General features: G+C 60.9%; 10 protein-coding genes. 6 read left to right on the top strand and 4 right to left on the bottom strand.

Annotated elements, in window-relative coordinates:
• Nucleotides 1-99: 99 nt before the first annotated feature.
• The 5 genes from E3Z29_RS23060 to E3Z29_RS23080 all read left to right on the top strand — a co-directional run bounded on the left by E3Z29_RS23060 (nt 100) and on the right by E3Z29_RS23080 (nt 5064).
• A complete protein-coding gene (locus tag E3Z29_RS23060; protein WP_134787047.1) occupies nt 100-1434 on the top strand; it encodes a TRZ/ATZ family hydrolase in 1335 nt (444 codons plus the stop codon).
• 58 nt (nt 1435-1492) lie between these two features.
• On the top strand, nt 1493-2191 hold the full coding sequence (gene ubiG, locus E3Z29_RS23065) for a bifunctional 2-polyprenyl-6-hydroxyphenol methylase/3-demethylubiquinol 3-O-methyltransferase UbiG (RefSeq protein WP_096794918.1): 699 nt from the start codon (nt 1493-1495) through the stop codon (nt 2189-2191).
• 4 nt (nt 2192-2195) lie between these two features.
• Nucleotides 2196-2867 carry an N-acetylmuramic acid 6-phosphate phosphatase MupP gene (mupP, locus tag E3Z29_RS23070; protein ID WP_003226921.1) on the top strand — a complete coding sequence of 224 codons (672 nt, stop codon included), beginning with the start codon at nt 2196-2198 and terminating at the stop codon, nt 2865-2867.
• A 167-nt stretch (nt 2868-3034) separates the two neighbouring features.
• The gene (locus tag E3Z29_RS23075) at nt 3035-3775 is read left to right on the top strand and encodes a YciK family oxidoreductase (protein WP_065257167.1); all 741 of its coding nucleotides are present in this window, start codon (nt 3035-3037) and stop codon (nt 3773-3775) included.
• A gap of 362 nt (nt 3776-4137) precedes the next feature.
• Nucleotides 4138-5064, top strand: coding sequence for a GGDEF domain-containing protein (locus tag E3Z29_RS23080; protein WP_134787048.1), 927 nt, complete (start codon nt 4138-4140; stop codon nt 5062-5064).
• A 138-nt stretch (nt 5065-5202) separates the two neighbouring features.
• Here E3Z29_RS23080 and E3Z29_RS23085 read toward each other — a convergent pair whose 3' ends face one another.
• Entirely contained in the window at nt 5203-5964 is a 762-nt protein-coding gene (locus E3Z29_RS23085; RefSeq protein WP_246881743.1) for a TenA family transcriptional regulator, read from the bottom strand.
• Between the two features lie 79 nt (nt 5965-6043).
• Nucleotides 6044-8503 (bottom strand): EAL domain-containing protein, encoded by a 2460-nt coding sequence (locus E3Z29_RS23090; protein WP_134787050.1) that lies wholly within the window; start codon nt 8501-8503, stop codon nt 6044-6046.
• Between the two features lie 173 nt (nt 8504-8676).
• On the opposite strand from E3Z29_RS23090, the gene E3Z29_RS23095 reads away from it, so the two are divergent.
• Nucleotides 8677-13293, top strand: coding sequence for a deaminase domain-containing protein (locus E3Z29_RS23095; protein WP_134787051.1), 4617 nt, complete (start codon nt 8677-8679; stop codon nt 13291-13293).
• Here the strand turns inward: E3Z29_RS23095 and E3Z29_RS23100 are convergent, their stop codons facing one another.
• Complete coding sequence (locus E3Z29_RS23100) at nt 13294-15111, bottom strand: ABC transporter ATP-binding protein (protein WP_097088393.1); 1818 nt, start codon at nt 15109-15111, stop codon at nt 13294-13296.
• Nucleotides 15104-15706 (bottom strand): DsbA family protein, encoded by a 603-nt coding sequence (locus E3Z29_RS23105; RefSeq protein WP_177416213.1) that lies wholly within the window; start codon nt 15704-15706, stop codon nt 15104-15106. The genes E3Z29_RS23100 and E3Z29_RS23105 overlap by 8 nt, the downstream gene beginning before the upstream one ends.
• Nucleotide 15707 lies beyond the last annotated feature (1 nt).

The raw sequence follows: 15707 nt of genomic DNA on the forward strand, positions 1-15707 counted from the left end.
CGCACTCATGAACAAAAGCCGCCGATTATAGCGATCCCCCCGCGAAGACGCTCGGGTATACTTCGCCATCCTTTACAAAAGCACTGGAACCGACCCTCGATGCCGAAACCTGCCATTGCGCTCGACTTATTATTGCTGCCGACCTGGCTGGTACCCGTCGAACCCGCAGGCGTTGTGCTCAAGGAGCATGGCCTGGGCATTCGCGACGGTCGCATCGTGTTTATCGGCCCGCGCGCCGAAGCATTGAAGTGTAACGCCACTGAAGTCCGCGAATTGCCGGACGTGCTGCTCGCCCCAGGCCTGATCAACGCTCACGGGCACGCGGCGATGACCCTGTTCCGTGGCCTGGCCGACGATCTGCCGCTGATGACCTGGCTGGAAAACCACATCTGGCCGGCCGAAGCCAAATGGGTCGATGAAGATTTCGTCCGTGATGGTACTGACCTGGCGATTGCCGAGCAGATCAAGGGCGGCATCAGCTGTTTCTCGGACATGTATTTCTTCCCGAAGGTCGCCAGTGAGCGCGTGCACAACAGCGGCATTCGCGCGCAGATCGCGATTCCGATCCTCGATTTCCCGATCCCCGGCGCCAGCAGCGCCGATGAGGCCATTCGTCAGGGCGTTGAGCTGTTCGGCGATCTGAAGCATCACGAACGGATCAAGATCACCTTCGGCCCGCATGCACCCTACACCGTGGGCGACGAGAACCTGGAAAAAATCCGCGTGATCGCCGAAGAGCTGGACGCGTCGATCCATATGCACGTCCACGAGACCGCCTTCGAAGTCCAGCAATCGCTGGAGCATCGCGGCGAGCGGCCGCTGGCCCGCCTCGGTCGCCTCGGCCTGCTCGGCCCACGCTTCCAGGCGGTGCACATGACCCAGATCAGCGATGACGATCTGGCATTGCTGGTAGAAAGCAACACCAGCGTGATCCACTGCCCGGAATCGAATCTGAAGCTGGCCAGCGGGTTCTGCCCGGTGGAGCGCCTGTGGCAGGCTGGCGTGAACGTCGCCGTCGGCACCGATGGCGCGGCGAGCAACAACGACCTCGACCTGCTCGGCGAAACCCGCACCGCCGCGCTGCTGGCCAAAGCCGTCGCCGGCTCGGCCACCGCGCTGGACGCCCATCGTGCGCTGCGCATGGCCACGCTCAACGGCGCACGGGCCTTGGGCATAGAGGCCCAGGTCGGTTCGCTGGAGATCGGCAAGGCTGCGGACATTGTCGCTTTCGACCTGTCCGGCCTGGCCCAGCAGCCGGTCTATGACCCGGTGTCGCAGCTTATTTATGCCACCGGCCGCGACTGCGTGAAACACCTGTGGGTCGCCGGCAAACAGTTACTCGACGACCGGCGCCTGACCCGTCTGGACGAACAACAGCTGGGCGCCACCGCCCGGGCCTGGGGCCAGCGCATCAGCGGCCACACCGAATCGTAAACACCCCGGAGCAGACTCCGCGGCTACAGCCCTTTTCAAGTTTTTCGAGGAATAGATCATGAGCAACGTCGACCACGCCGAAATCGCCAAATTCGAAGCCCTGGCCCATCGCTGGTGGGACCGTGAAAGCGAGTTCAAACCGCTGCACGACATCAACCCGCTACGCGTCAACTGGATTGACGAGCGGGTCAATCTGGCCGGCAAGAAAGTTCTCGACGTCGGTTGCGGCGGCGGCATCCTCAGCGAAGCCATGGCCCAGCGCGGCGCCACTGTCATGGGCATCGACATGGGCGAAGCGCCACTGGCGGTTGCGCAACTGCATCAGCTGGAGTCAGGCGTCAGCGTCGAATACCGGCAGATCACCGCCGAAGCCCTGGCTGAAGAGATGCCCGAGCAGTTCGACGTCGTGACCTGCCTGGAAATGCTGGAGCACGTACCAGACCCGTCGTCGGTGATCCGCGCCTGCTACCGCATGGTCAAGCCCGGCGGCCAGGTGTTCTTTTCGACCATCAACCGCAACCCGAAGGCGTACCTGTTCGCCATCATCGGCGCCGAATACATCATGAAGCTGCTGCCGCGCGGCACCCACGACTTCAAGAAATTCATCCGCCCGTCCGAGCTGGGCGCCTGGAGCCGCATCGCCGGCCTGACCGTCAAGGACATCATCGGCCTGACCTACAACCCGCTGACCAAGCACTACAAGCTGGCCAGCGACGTTGACGTCAACTACATGATCCAGACCCTGCGCGAGGAGTAAGCCGATGGCCATCAGAGCAGTCCTTTTCGATATGGACGGCACCCTGCTCGACACCGCGCCGGATTTCATCGCCATCTGTCAGGCGATGCGCGCGGATCGCGGCTTGCCGCCGATGAACGACAAGCACATCCGCGACGAAATCTCCGGCGGCGCCAAAGCCATGGTCGCGGTGACGTTCTCGATGGACCCGGAATCGCCGGGCTTCGAGGAACTGCGTCAGGAATTCCTCGAGCGTTATCTGGCCGGGTGCGCGGTACACAGCAAGCTGTTCGACGGCATGGGCGAGCTGCTGGCCGACATCGAGCGGGCCAACCTGATCTGGGGCGTGGTCACCAACAAACCGGTGCGGTTCGCCGAGCCGATCATGCAACAGCTGGGGTTGGCCGAGCGCTCGGCGCTGCTGATCTGCCCGGATCACGTGAAAAACAGCAAGCCGGATCCGGAGCCGCTGATCCTCGCGTGCAAGATGCTTGATCTGGATCCGTCGACGGTTTTGTTTGTGGGCGATGATCTGCGCGATATCGAGTCGGGCCGCGATGCCGGCACCAAGACCTGCGCCGTGACCTACGGCTATATCCACCCGGACGACAACCCGCGGCACTGGGGCGCGGACGTGGTGGTGGATCATCCGCTGGAATTGCGCAAGGTGCTCGACAGCGCGCTGTGCAGCTGCTGAAAACGGCCTTTGTGGCGAGGGGATTTATCCCCGATGGGTTGCGAAGCAGCCCCCGCAATCTTTCAGGTCGATTCGATATGCAGGTTTACGACTGCTTCGCAGCCGGTCGGGGATAAATCCCCTCACCACAAGGAAGCAGGTCTTCATGAATGGATTGTGAGGTTCTTATGTTCGATTACACCGCCCGTCCCGAATTGCTCAAGGATCGGGTCATTCTGGTCACCGGTGCCGGTCGTGGCATCGGTGCGGCTGCCGCGAAAACTTACGCCGCTCACGGCGCCACCGTGCTGCTGCTGGGCAAGACCGAAGCCAATCTGACTCAGGTCTACGACGAGATTGAAGCGGCGGGGCATCCACAACCGGCAGTGATCCCGTTCAACCTCGAGACCGCCCTGCCCCATCAATACGATGAGCTGGCGGCAATGATCGAAACCGAGTTCGGCCACCTCGACGGCCTGCTGCACAACGCCTCGATCATCGGCCCGCGCACGCCGATCGAGCAGCTGTCGGGCGAAAACTTCATGCGTGTCATGCAAGTCAACGTCAACGCCATGTTCATGCTGACCAGCACCCTGCTGCCGCTGCTCAAGCTGTCGCAGGATGCCTCGGTGGTGTTCACCTCCAGCAGCGTCGGACGCAAGGGCCGGGCCTACTGGGGCGCTTACGGAGTATCGAAGTTCGCTACCGAAGGCTTGATGCAAACCCTGGCCGATGAAGTCGATGGCGTGGCACCCGTGCGCTCCAACAGCATCAACCCGGGCGGCACGCGTACCAGCATGCGTGCACAGGCCTATCCGGGAGAAAACCCGCTGAACAATCCGACCCCGGAAGAGATCATGCCGGTGTACCTGTACCTGATGGGCCCTGACAGCGCCGGCATCAATGGCCAGGCATTCAACGCGCAATAACTGCCATACGTCGCTTTTGTTGCCGTGGCGGATTACCGTCGCGGCACACAATTGCCGCTTCCCACCGTCACACTTCAGTCAAATATCCGCCACCCGCCCTCAAAGCAAAAAGCCATCCTGTTGATTCATAAAGGTTTTAATAAACCTGAACCGAATGGCACGACTTTCGCTCTAATTTTCCTCAAAGCATGCCGTGTGAAGGCACTGGGGCAAGGCCGATTTCGATAGCTGACTAATCGTCATCCGGCAGACTAAACTTACGCCAAATGTCCTACGGGACTGATGGATCAGTATGACGCGCAGCCCATAGCCGCTCTCACCCAGCCTGTAAGACAGACTTACTGCTTAGGGGCTCACGCCATATGAAATCACCTTCCCAGACCAATGCAATTGACTTTGACAGTGCCAAATTGCAACGCCTGGGCTTTGGTCAGCTGCCTCCGCTTCTGGAACGCCCGGCCAGCCTGGCGCAATTGCGCCAGCAAATGAGCCTGCAACTGCAAACCAGTCTTGAGCCGCAACGAATCCTCGGTCTGTTTTTCCGCGAAGTTCAGCGTCTTGTGCCGCTGGATGCCTTGAGCTACGTGCATTCGGGCAGCGACTTGCGCCTGGAGTTCGGTGCCCGCGGTCACCATTCGGTCAGCTACAGCCTCAGCCACGAAGGCGAGCACCTGGGTGAACTGGTCTTCCGCCGCAACCAGCGCTTCAGCGAGCAGGATCAGGGCAACCTCGAATCGCTGCTGTCGTCGCTGCTGTTCCCGATGCGCAATGCCCTGCTCTACCGCGCGGCAACACAAAGTGCGCTGCGCGACCCGTTGACCGGAACCGGCAACCGGATCGCCATGGAGCAGACCCTGCAACGCGAGATCGACATGTCCCGCCGGCACCTGCAACCGCTGTCGGTGCTGATGCTCGACATCGACCACTTCAAGCGGGTCAACGACAGTCACGGCCACAGTGCCGGGGATGACGTGCTCAAAGCGGTGGCAGCGTCGATCAAGGGCCAACTGCGTAACGTTGACATGGTGTTTCGCTATGGCGGGGAAGAGTTTCTGATCTTGTTGTCCAACACCGGCCGGGAAGCGGCAGCGATGGTCGGCGAGCGTCTGCGTCACGCCGCGCAGACTGCAGAATATTTCGCGGACGGTAAACTGATCGACCTGACCGTGAGCCTTGGCTGCTCGACTCTGTTGCCGGGAGAGTCAGCTGACAGCCTGCTGCGCCGGGCCGACAGTGCGCTGTACGTGGCCAAGCGCGAAGGGCGTAATCGGCTGGCGATGGCGGGCTGAGTCCTTCCAGACACCCAAAAACCACTGTGGGAGCGGGCTTGCTCGCGAAAGCGGTGTGCCAGTCAAACAATTGCTGACTGACACACCGCTTTCGCGAGCAAGCCCGCTCCCACATTTGCTTTGGCGTTTTGCCGAAAATCAGCTCTCTACAAGTGCCCGGCGTTCACGCCCGTGCAACGCCCGATCGGCGGTCTCCAGTTGCATGCAACGCTCCAGAAACAGGTACATGTAGTCGTAGCTCTTGCACACCGCCTGACGCAGTTCGGTCTGCAGAGCCTTACTCGGGTTCATGCCCGCCAGCGTGCAGATGATTTCCAGCGCTTCCCATGGGTGAGCGTCGTCGTACTGGGCATGCATCTTCAGCCACTTCATTGCACGCTTGCGCTCTTCTTCCGGGAACGCCGCCGCATACACGCCAGTGGAGCAGACCAGCGCTGACCACTCCCCGGTCGCGCCCTCGATGGCGTAGTTGGTCGCAGCGATGGCGACGATCAGCGAATCCGCCGAACTCGTATGCCAGCACCAGTGACTCAGCGCATGCAGTTCCGGCGGTACTTGCTGGGCCTGCAGATCCTCCAGGCTGACGCCATGCGCGCGACTCCAGTTCAGCCAGTAGTCGGCATGATTGAGTTCGACGCGGATGTTGCGCATCAGCCAGCGGCGCGCCATGTCCTCCCCAGGATGGCGGGCAAACTTGGTTTTGGTCAGGTTCTGCGCCATATACAACGCAAACTGTTCAACTACTGGCCAGCCCCCGATCAAGTACTGGCGCATGGTTTTGGCGCTGAGCTTGTTATCGCGCATGCGCAGGTACAGTTCATGTTCGACAACCCGGCGCTTGCTCTCGCTGCAATCTGCAATGAGCTGTTGTGCCCAGGCAGGATAACTTGCAGCTTCCATGAGTGGTCCGGTTCGGTTGAATGTGTCGATCACTGTTCGGCTCCTTTTGATTTGTGATTGTAAGGATCGGCAAGATATTTCAACGGAACGTGCCAGGCGCCTTGAACAACAGCGGCTGCGGTCTGGCGGGCCGACTTTGCAAACTGTCGCAGGTAAACAACTGCGGGCGTTCGATGACATAACCCTGAGCGTAATCCACCCCGATTTCAAGCAATGCCTGCTCGATCTGGGTTGTTTCAACAAACTCGGCAATTGTCTGCTTACCCATGACATGCCCGATGTGATTGATCACCTCGACCATTGCACGGTTAATCGGGTCGTCCAGCATATCCTTTACGAAACTCCCGTCGATCTTCAGGAAGTCTACAGGCAAATGTTTCAGATAAGCGAATGAAGACATTCCGGCACAAAAATCATCAAGTGAGAAGTAACAACCTAAGCCTTTGAGTTCATTAATAAATCTAATCGCGCTGCCGAGATTGGCAATGGCGCTGGTTTCAGTAATTTCAAAACAAATCATTTCAGGGGGTATAGCGTAATTAACAAACTGTTCACGCAGAAAGTGCAAGAACGCTTCATCTCCGATAGTAATGCCTGAAAGATTAATCGCACACATTGCCAACGGACCTTCATGTTGTTCGGTAATACATTGGGCAATCACTTTAAAAACATTCTCGACGACCCAACGATCCAGTTGACTCATCAGACCATAACGTTCGGCCGCCGGAATGAAACTGTCCGGCAGGATCATCCGTCCGGCTTCGTCATGCAGACGCAAGAGTATTTCGATGTGCCCCCCGCCATGGGCTGTAGCGCCCAGCGGAGCAATTTCCTGGGCATAGAGGCAGAAGCGGTTTTCCTCCAGCGCCATGTGCAGGCGCTGCACCCAGGCCATTTCGCCGAAGCGCAGCGACAGTTCGGAGTCGTCGGCATGATAGACCTGCACCCGGTTGCGGCCCTTTTCCTTGGCCATGTAGCAAGCCATGTCGGCGGCGCGCAATGACGCTTCGAGGGTGGTCGGGGTCTGGGCGATGTGCACCAGGCCAATGCTCACAGTGGTCAAAAACGGCCGTCCCTTCCACACGAAGTGCAGGTTCTGCACGGTCTGGCGCAGGCTCTCGGCGATTTTCTCGGCGGCATCCGGGGCGCAGTTCTCCAGCAGAATGCCGAACTCGTCGCCGCCCAGCCGCGCGAGGGTGTCGCTCTCGCGCAAGCCCGATTGCAACAGCGTGCAAATGTGCCGCAGCAACTCATCGCCGGCGGCGTGACCGCAGGTGTCGTTGACCAGTTTGAACTGGTCCAGATCGAGAAACATCAGCGCATGCCGACCGGGCTGGCGCGTCAGGTTGTGCAGGGCCTGTTCCAGGCGATATTCGAACTCGCGGCGGTTGGCCAGACCGGTCAGGGCATCGTGGGTCGCCTGCCACGACAGGTTGGCGATGTATTGCCGTTCCTGAGTCATGTCATGCAGCACCAGCACCGTACCGATAACCTTCTCGGCGTTGCGGATCGGCGCGCCCACCAGCGTCACCGAGACCGTACTGCCATCCAGGCGCTGAATCAGTTTGGAGTGCTCGCTGCCACCGATCAGTTGCCCGCTGAGAATGTGCTCGATCAGCGTCAGCCCTTCGGTCTGCGCATTGTCATCGAGCAGATTGAACAGCGCTGCCAATGGCAACCCCGCCGCGTGCTCGGACTTCCAGTGCGTCATCGCCTCCGCCGCCGGGTTCATGTAATCGATCGCGCCGTTGACGTCGGTGGTGATCACCCCGTCGCCAATCGATTGCAGGGTGATGTGTGCCCGATCCTTCTCCAGTTGCAGCGCCTGGGCGAAGGCATGCCGCTGCTTGAGCAGTTTGTGGGTGCGCAACAATGCCAGCACGATCAACCCCAGCGCTGTGGCCAGGTTGGTGAACAACAGCAGGCGCAGGATCATCCGCGAGCCTTCGCCCAAGGCATCGCTGAACGCCTTGGCCGCCGGCGTCACACCGTCGTTGATGGCAAAGATCTGCGCTTTCCAGTGCTGGATATCAGCTGGCGTCGCGTTGTTTTCGCTGATGCCCTGATGCATCTCGCGCGCGACATTGTCCAGTTGCACCAGATAGGCGTCGCCGATGGTCCAGCGGTCGATCGCGGTTTCCAGATAACTGAAATGGCGGAAATTGAGGTACAGCCAGATCAGGCTCGAGACGTCGTCGGGATGGTTGCCGCCCTTGAGAATCCCCTCCCGTGCCGCCTGCAGATCCGGCGGCTGACGATCCAGCGCCAGACGCAACTGGTGACCGCCCTGAGGCACGGCAATCGCTTCCTTGTATTTGAGGAAGATCGCCTCGTCGCGGCTGTCGGCATACAGGTTCAGGTAATAGATGGCGTCTTTCTGGCCCTTGGACCAGAGACTCTCGCCGGCAACATAGCCGCGAACGGCCGACAGGACGTAAAGACTCACGCCCCCCAATAACGCCTGAAATAACACGACGGCGATAAATGGCCAGACGATGCCCAACAACCGTGGCGTTCCGAGAGTCCTTTTATGCTTCATGAGGTCCTTTGCGCACGCACTGTCATCTTCAAGGGGAGATCGCCAGAGCCAGACAAGGGAGCGACCCCTTCCAGCAAACCAGGACATTTTCAACCGGCGATACGTATGTACCGCACCCGCTGTTCGCCATGCTTCGACACTGACGGCTTTCAATCATTCCAGAGCCGTTTTCCATGCAGTCACCTTCCGCCACGCTGCAACGCCATACTGCCCAACAGAGCGAATACCGCGCAATGATCTCTGCGCTGCGCGCCGTGCTCGACGCATCGACCTCACTGCAGACCTACTACCTCACACCCCAGACACATTCACGCCTGGGTGCAGCCCACGACCAGGCGCAAAACCTTCTGCAGGCACTGTTCGATGACAGCGGCGAGCCACAATTGGCGGCCTACCTGCAAACGTCCAGAGGATCATTGCTGCAAGTCGACGCCGCAGCCGGTCACTGCAGCTTTTCCTTCAATCGTCCCGATGGCAGCTGCGCCCGCTTCACCATCGAGGATGTCACCCGGGCCTCCAGCACAATTCAAGAATTTCAGCGAGCGTTGCTGAGTATAGGCGCACACCTGCGTTCCGACAGGCTGCTGCCGTTGTCACAACTGCTGCGTGAGTCCGGGTTCACATTTACGGATGCACAGGACGCCACCGCACTGGCCCGGTTGATCCGCAAGGTCGAAGAACAACGCGCCTGCCACCGACTTAATCTGCGACACCAGCCGGCGCTGACGGGACTGATGAGCGACGATGACAAAGCCGCGATTCACGACCTGATTGGCGACTGGCTGACCGGCAAAGCCCTGTCAGTCATCGACAGCCTGGCCGGCGAAGTAACGCCTCCTTTCACCCGTCAGCAACTGGAACAACAGCCCGCCGCCTGCCTGGAACGCCTGCTCGACACCCCCAAGGCGCGTGACCTGGGCCAGCGCCTGCTGCAGAAACTGCAATGGTATGGCGCGCGGCCCGATGAGCCGACCGTCCCCGATATCGGCCTGCGTTTATTGTTGGAAGCGTTGTGTCTGTGGTACGAACTGCCCGGCGACAGAAGCTCGACCGAAGTGGCCGGTTTTGCGCTGGAACAGCGCGCTCACCACGGCGCCAGCTACGCCAGCATTCGCCGGGATTTTTTACAGCACCTGGAGGATTCTCACCGAACCTCGACCCCGACCGAAAAACATCTGCTGGGATGGGTATGCCTGACGCAGTTCGGACTGGATTTCCAAGTACGCGACATTCCTGACGACCTGCCGTACGCCAGCTCGGTGGTCTGGGTCAATTTCGTGCATGGCGTGCACCTCGCCCATGCCCTCGATCCACAGTTGCTGGAACATCTGAGCTTTCAGCAACTGGTCGATCTGCCGCTGCACAAAAGTGAAAACGCCAGCACCGACCTGCAAACCCTGATCGCCATGACCCGAGTGGCTGCCGCGCAGACCTGGACACTGGCCACCGGAGCCCAGGCCGCAGCGAACGAGACATTCGGCGATGACACTGCCCTGCAAGCGCTGGAAGACCACAAGAAGCAAATGAACGCAGCGATCCTGCAACTGGACATCGAGCCGCCACGGCGACTCGCATTGGCAAAACAGCAACTGGACAAGGCGCTGGCCAACGAGCTGTACGATCACACGACGATTCGCCTCAAACGCCACCATCCTTCAACGCCCAACCGTAGCCGACGCAGCATTATCGACACCCCGGATGTGGCATTGCCGACCTGGCCGTTGCTGGAGGTCTATGCCGCTGGCGGGTTGAGCCCCGACACGCGCTGGTACGTCAGCAACGATGGCCGCAGTGTCAGCGAATGGATCAGCCTCAACGCAGCAGGCAAACTGCAAAGCGGTTTTGTCGATACCGGACATCCAGGCCGACGCCTTTCACGGTTTCCGAGCAACTGCACCTTGCCCGAGATCAGGCCCTTGTTCGAGCAGCAGTTCGATGACTATCTGAGCGAGGCCCGCGAAGCCTATGAATACCTGATCAAGTCGCTGTTGGTCACACTGCCGTGGCCCGACCGCCGGGCACTGGAGCACGGCGAAGTGCGGATTCACAGTCTCAGGGATCCGACACGGCATATCGAAGCTCACCTGGAGACAGCGGAAAACATCCTGCCGCACCGGGCCCGCATGGGCTTCGTGTTGCAGGCGACGTATCAGGGCCCGCCTCAATTCTACGAATGCCTGCCTCGTGCCGGCATCATTCGTAAACGCCCGGATCTGGATGGCACACATGTTGGCGGTCTGTTATTGCCACCCCTGCCGCCCAAACGTGGACGGACCAAGGGCCAGAGCATCAGCCGCATCGTCGCCCGCCGCCTGCCGTTCGATCGAAAAGCCCACTGGAACGGTTCGACACCCGCCCCCGACGCCAAATGCGTCGCGATCCTCGAACCGCTGGGCGACTCCCTCCCGGTTTCGATGATCCCGGCGGCCCATCACGACAGTTCGCCGAACCTGACCTTCAGCTCACCGCGCACGGCGCACATCGCCTCGTTCATCGCGACCCGGTTGTTCTATGCCGATGAGCAGGCGCTGCGCAGTGAGGCCTGGGGTGATACCCGTTTCGAGCGCGACAGCCGCAAACAGCACTGGACTCATGCCCTCAAGGGCTTTATCCCGTTCTGGGGCAGTCTCGAAGACCTGCAGTCGGACAGTCCGGGCAAACGCGCAATGGGCGTACTCGGCCTGCTCCTCGATATCGTCTCGTTCGCGATTCCCTTGGGCAAGTTCGTCGCCGGCAGCATTCGCCTCGCGGCCGTGGCCGGGAAAATGGCGATTCGCGTCGCCCTGCCACGCATGGCGCAATTGTCAAAAAACCTGCTGGTTTCGAGCTTGAGAAACCTCAATCCGCTGGACGCTGCGCCTGCTTTGCTCAAGCTCGGCGGCCGAGGTGCGATCGGCGCAGTGCGGGCCGTGGCGCATCTGGAACACCGCGCGGTTGCACGTCTGAAAAGGCTGGCCGGCAGAAGCGCTGACTATGACCTGCTGCACAGTCTGCCCCAGGCACTGGATGCCGGGCGCTGGAAAGCGCTGAACCCTGCCGATCATCTGGCCGTGGTCAGAGGCATTGACGATGTGCCGGTGCGCAACGTCGGCGGCTCGCGGCATCACTTGCTCGATCCGCTGTCCGACCGCCCTTATGGGCCGCAGTTGCTCGCACACGAGCATGATTTTTCGCTGGGGCGTTCGCACTACCGCACCGTGAAAAAAACCGACGATCAGATCGATATCGAAGTAGCGCCGAACACCCGCGTCGAGCTTGTCCCCGAGGCTGGCGGACGCACCACGGTCTTGATCGATGATGTGCCCTATCGACTCGACGGCGATGAACTGCGCCGGGTCGAGCTGCTCGATGACAGTCAGCACTGGACGCTGCTGCCGTGCCGGATCCGTCGCGCACCGGGCGCGGGCGACTGCCGCGTCAGCTACATCACCGCAGAACCCGCCCCGACGCCCGCCGTCGGCACCATCGACAAGGAAAAGGGTTACGCACCGTGGTTCGGCGAGCGGGTTTCGGAGCCGGCCACCCTGCCCCGGCGTGACGGAACGTTCCTGGCGGTCGAAGCCAGGCTTTATCAGATCATCGATAACCGCCCGAGGCTGTTCAACGGCGACCTGCGTCGCCTGGGTTTCATTCAAGGCAAACTGGTGCCGAGGCAACAGATTCAAGCCACGCTGCAGTTTCGCAAAGGCATTTATGCGCGGATAAAAACCGGCGGCACCTACGACGGCATTGACGATTCACATCAGGTCGGCGCCGTGCTGATGCCGGCCATCGACGACTCGGCCACCCATGTGTTTTTCCGGGTCAACCACCACGAGTACTACCTGGCAACCTTCGCCAAAGGCGAAATCCCCGGCAAGCAGCTGACGTTCAAGCGCCTGGCACCCGCCGAACTGGCCGACGGCACCCTCGGCGCTGAACTGCTGACCGTCTACACCGGCTCGCTGCATGCCAACAACATGGTGCGCATCCATGGTCTGGAATCGGTGCAGCGCGCGATGCAGACCATGGAACAGATCGCGATCCCCATCGGCACCACGGCCATGCCTGCAAACAATATGAAATGGCTGAAGGTCGACACCAGCCCGGGCGAAGCACTGATGTTCGATCACTCGACACGGATGATCGTCACCCGCCTGCCCGAAGGCGCCGTCACTTGGGCGCGCAGCAAGGAAGCGCCGGAAGCCTTTCGGCAGAAAACCGCAGAGATTTTCGACACGTTGTTTCTGTCACCAACAATCAACCCGTCCAACACTAACGCGGCCCTGCGCATCGACAGTGCCATGCAGAAACTGCACAACCTGTTGCCCGTGCGTGAGCGGCCGGTCAACGCACGTAACATCGCCTATGCCGAAGTCACCACGACCAGCGGCAAACGGGAGATCTACGTCAGCGTGTCCGGCGCGCAAGGGAGCACCCAGCGCCTGCCGCTGTTTCGCCACATGGGTGCCAATCACGTGCGGATCGGCGACACCACTTACGTCAACATCGACTACAACCCAAGCTTCCCGCGCACCTCGCTGGAGGTCACCGAGCAAGGGCAACTGCTGGCCGTGCCGCTGACCATCAAGGAGCTGAAAACCTATCAGCCGACGCAAACCAGCCGGCCGACCTCGCTGGACAGCGAAAGCAAACTGATCAGCGTGCTGCGCGAGAAATATCCCGACCCGACAGAGATCCGCGCGGTCGACATCGCAACAACCATGCGCCCGTGCGAATCCTGTTCGGTGGTGATGAAGCAGTTCGGCCATGACGGCGGCGAGGCGGCGTTGCAGGTGCTGTGGGGCTGATTACAGGCGCTGCAGGTGGCCGTAGAGCTTGGCGTAGAGGCCGCCATCGGCGATCAGTTGCTGGTGGTCGCCATCCTCGGCCACTTGCCCGCCATCGAACACCAGCACCCGATCCGCCTGCTTCACCGCCGACAGGCGATGGGCAATGATCAGCGTGGTGCGGCCATTGAGGAAGCGCGCCATGGCCTGATGCAGGTTGTATTCGGTGGCAGCGTCGAGGGCTGAAGTGGCTTCGTCAAGAATCACCACTTTCGGCTCGGCGAGGATCATCCGCGCAATTGCCAGACGCTGACGCTGACCACCGGACAGGCGCACGCCGGAACGTCCGACGATGCTGTCGAGTCCGTCCGGCAACGCCCGGATGGTCGTCTCCAACTGGGCGATTTCCAGTGCCTGCCAGCAGGCTTCGTCACTGCGGGTGCGGCCCATGGTCAGATTGGCGCGGACGGTGTCGTTGAACAGCGCCGGATGCTGCAGCACCACCGCGACGTTTTCACGAATCAGCTCCAGACCGATTTCCTGTTGGGTCGAACCGCCGAAACGGATAGTCCCGGACAACGGCGTGTACAGCCCTAACAACAGTTGCACCAAAGTGCTTTTGCCGCCGCCGCTGGCGCCGACAATCGCGACTTTTTCACCGGGGGCGATGGACAGGTTCATCTGATCCACCACCAATTCATCGCCGTAACCGAAGCTCAGTCCCTGCACCTCGATACCCACGGTTTCCCGCCCCTTGAACGGATCGACGCCGCCCGGGTATTGCGGCTCGTCAGCCCGCGCCAGCAGTTCGTTGATCCGCGCCAGTGCGCCACCCGCCGCGTAGTAGGCGTATTGCAGATTGAGCAGTTGTTCGACCGGGCCGATCATGAACCACAGGTAGCTGAACACCGCGAGCATCTGGCCGATCGACAGGTCGGAGAACAGCACCGTGAGCATCGCCGCCGCGCGGAAGATATCGATGCCGAACTGGAACAGCAGACCACTGGCGCGGTTCGACGCATCGGTCTTCCACTGCGAGTTGACCGCATAGTTACGCACTTCCTGCGCGCGCAAGCCGAGTCGCCCGAGGAAGAAACCCTGACGGTTGCCGGCGCGCACTTCCTGGATCGCATCGAGGGTTTCGCTCAAGGCTTGAGTGAAACGTGAGGTGCTGTCGTTCTCCAGTTTCTTCAGGTGCTTGACCCGCTTGCCCAACTGCACCGTGGCGTAGATCACCAGCGGATTGAACAGCAGGATCAGCAGCGCCAGTTTCCAGTGCATCCACATCAGGATGCTCGCGGTGCCGACCAGGGTCAGCATCGCCACCAGAAACCGGCTGAGGGTTTCGCCGACGAACTTGTCGAGGGTGTCCAGATCGGTGACCAGATGGGTGGTCACGGTGCCGCTGCCGAGGCTTTCGTATTCGCCGAGGGAAATCCTTTTCAGGCGCTCGATCAGCCGCACGCGAATGCGGTAGACGATGTCTTTCGCCAGCCGCGCAAACAGCCGCGCCTGCAACACGCCAAAACACAGGGCGCTGCAACGCAGAGTCAGGGTGACCACCAGCATCAGGCCGATGTAACCCGCCGCTTGTTGCCACATCGACGGCAGCACGTGGTTCATGACTTTCAGCGCGGCATCGCCATGCCCGAGCAGGACTTCGTCCACCAGCAAAGGCAACAGCAACGGAATCGGCACACTGCACAGCGTCGCCAGCACGGCCACGCCGTTGGCGATCCACAGGGATTTTTTGTGATGCAGTGCCAGGCGCCGGACTTCTGCCCAGCTCAGCCGGTCGACACGCTTTACGGCTGGCGTGTCATCGGCCAGGTCAGGCACAGGCGGCGCGCTCCAGCCAGCGACCAAGCAGCGGCGAGAGTTCGCTGAGCGGTTGATAGCCGTTGGTCAACAGCGCCAGTTGGCCGTTGCGCTCGGCGAGCAGGGTCGGGAACCCGGCGATGCCCAGATCCTGCACCCAGCTGAAATCAGCCTGAGTCGCTTTGTGTTGGTCGGCATGATCGAACAAGGCAGCAAATTCGATGCGCGGCACGCCAGCCTTTTCAGCCAGCTCCACCAACACACTGGCCTGAGTGACATCGCGGCCTTCAGCATAAAACGCCTGCTGGATCAGGCCGACCAGCTTCCACGCGCAATCCGGCGCCAGGCTGCGCGCGGTGACGATTGCCCGACAGGCCGGCTCGGTGTCGTAGACAAAACCGTCGGGCAACGCACCCTCGAACTTGAACGGCTGACCGGTAGCCTCGTTGACCGCTTGCCAGTGCTCGAGGATGTAGCGCCGTGTAGTCGGTTCCAGCGCCGCACCGCTACCGGTGCGCAACCCGCCGACCACCAGGTGCAACTCCACCCCGGCTGCCTGCGCCTGCTCGACCAATGCCTTGGCAACCGGAGCGAACCCCCAGCACCAGGAACACATC

It is taken from the genome of Pseudomonas sp. S150 (assembly GCF_004526365.1).
GTDB lineage: Bacteria > Pseudomonadota > Gammaproteobacteria > Pseudomonadales > Pseudomonadaceae > Aquipseudomonas > Aquipseudomonas putida_A.

What these genes read in the sequence shown, in the direction of transcription:
- E3Z29_RS23085 (WP_246881743.1), bottom strand. Translation starts at nt 5,964, where the DNA reads ATGGAAGCTGCAAGTTATCCTGCCTGGGCACAACAGCTCATTGCAGAT.
- mupP (WP_003226921.1), top strand. Translation starts at nt 2,196, where the DNA reads ATGGCCATCAGAGCAGTCCTTTTCGATATGGACGGCACCCTGCTCGAC.
- E3Z29_RS23060 (WP_134787047.1), top strand. Translation starts at nt 100, where the DNA reads ATGCCGAAACCTGCCATTGCGCTCGACTTATTATTGCTGCCGACCTGG.
- E3Z29_RS23075 (WP_065257167.1), top strand. Translation starts at nt 3,035, where the DNA reads ATGTTCGATTACACCGCCCGTCCCGAATTGCTCAAGGATCGGGTCATT.
- E3Z29_RS23080 (WP_134787048.1), top strand. Translation starts at nt 4,138, where the DNA reads ATGAAATCACCTTCCCAGACCAATGCAATTGACTTTGACAGTGCCAAA.
- E3Z29_RS23095 (WP_134787051.1), top strand. Translation starts at nt 8,677, where the DNA reads ATGCAGTCACCTTCCGCCACGCTGCAACGCCATACTGCCCAACAGAGC.
- E3Z29_RS23105 (WP_177416213.1), bottom strand. Translation starts at nt 15,706, where the DNA reads ATGTGTTCCTGGTGCTGGGGGTTCGCTCCGGTTGCCAAGGCATTGGTC.
- ubiG (WP_096794918.1), top strand. Translation starts at nt 1,493, where the DNA reads ATGAGCAACGTCGACCACGCCGAAATCGCCAAATTCGAAGCCCTGGCC.
- E3Z29_RS23090 (WP_134787050.1), bottom strand. Translation starts at nt 8,503, where the DNA reads ATGAAGCATAAAAGGACTCTCGGAACGCCACGGTTGTTGGGCATCGTC.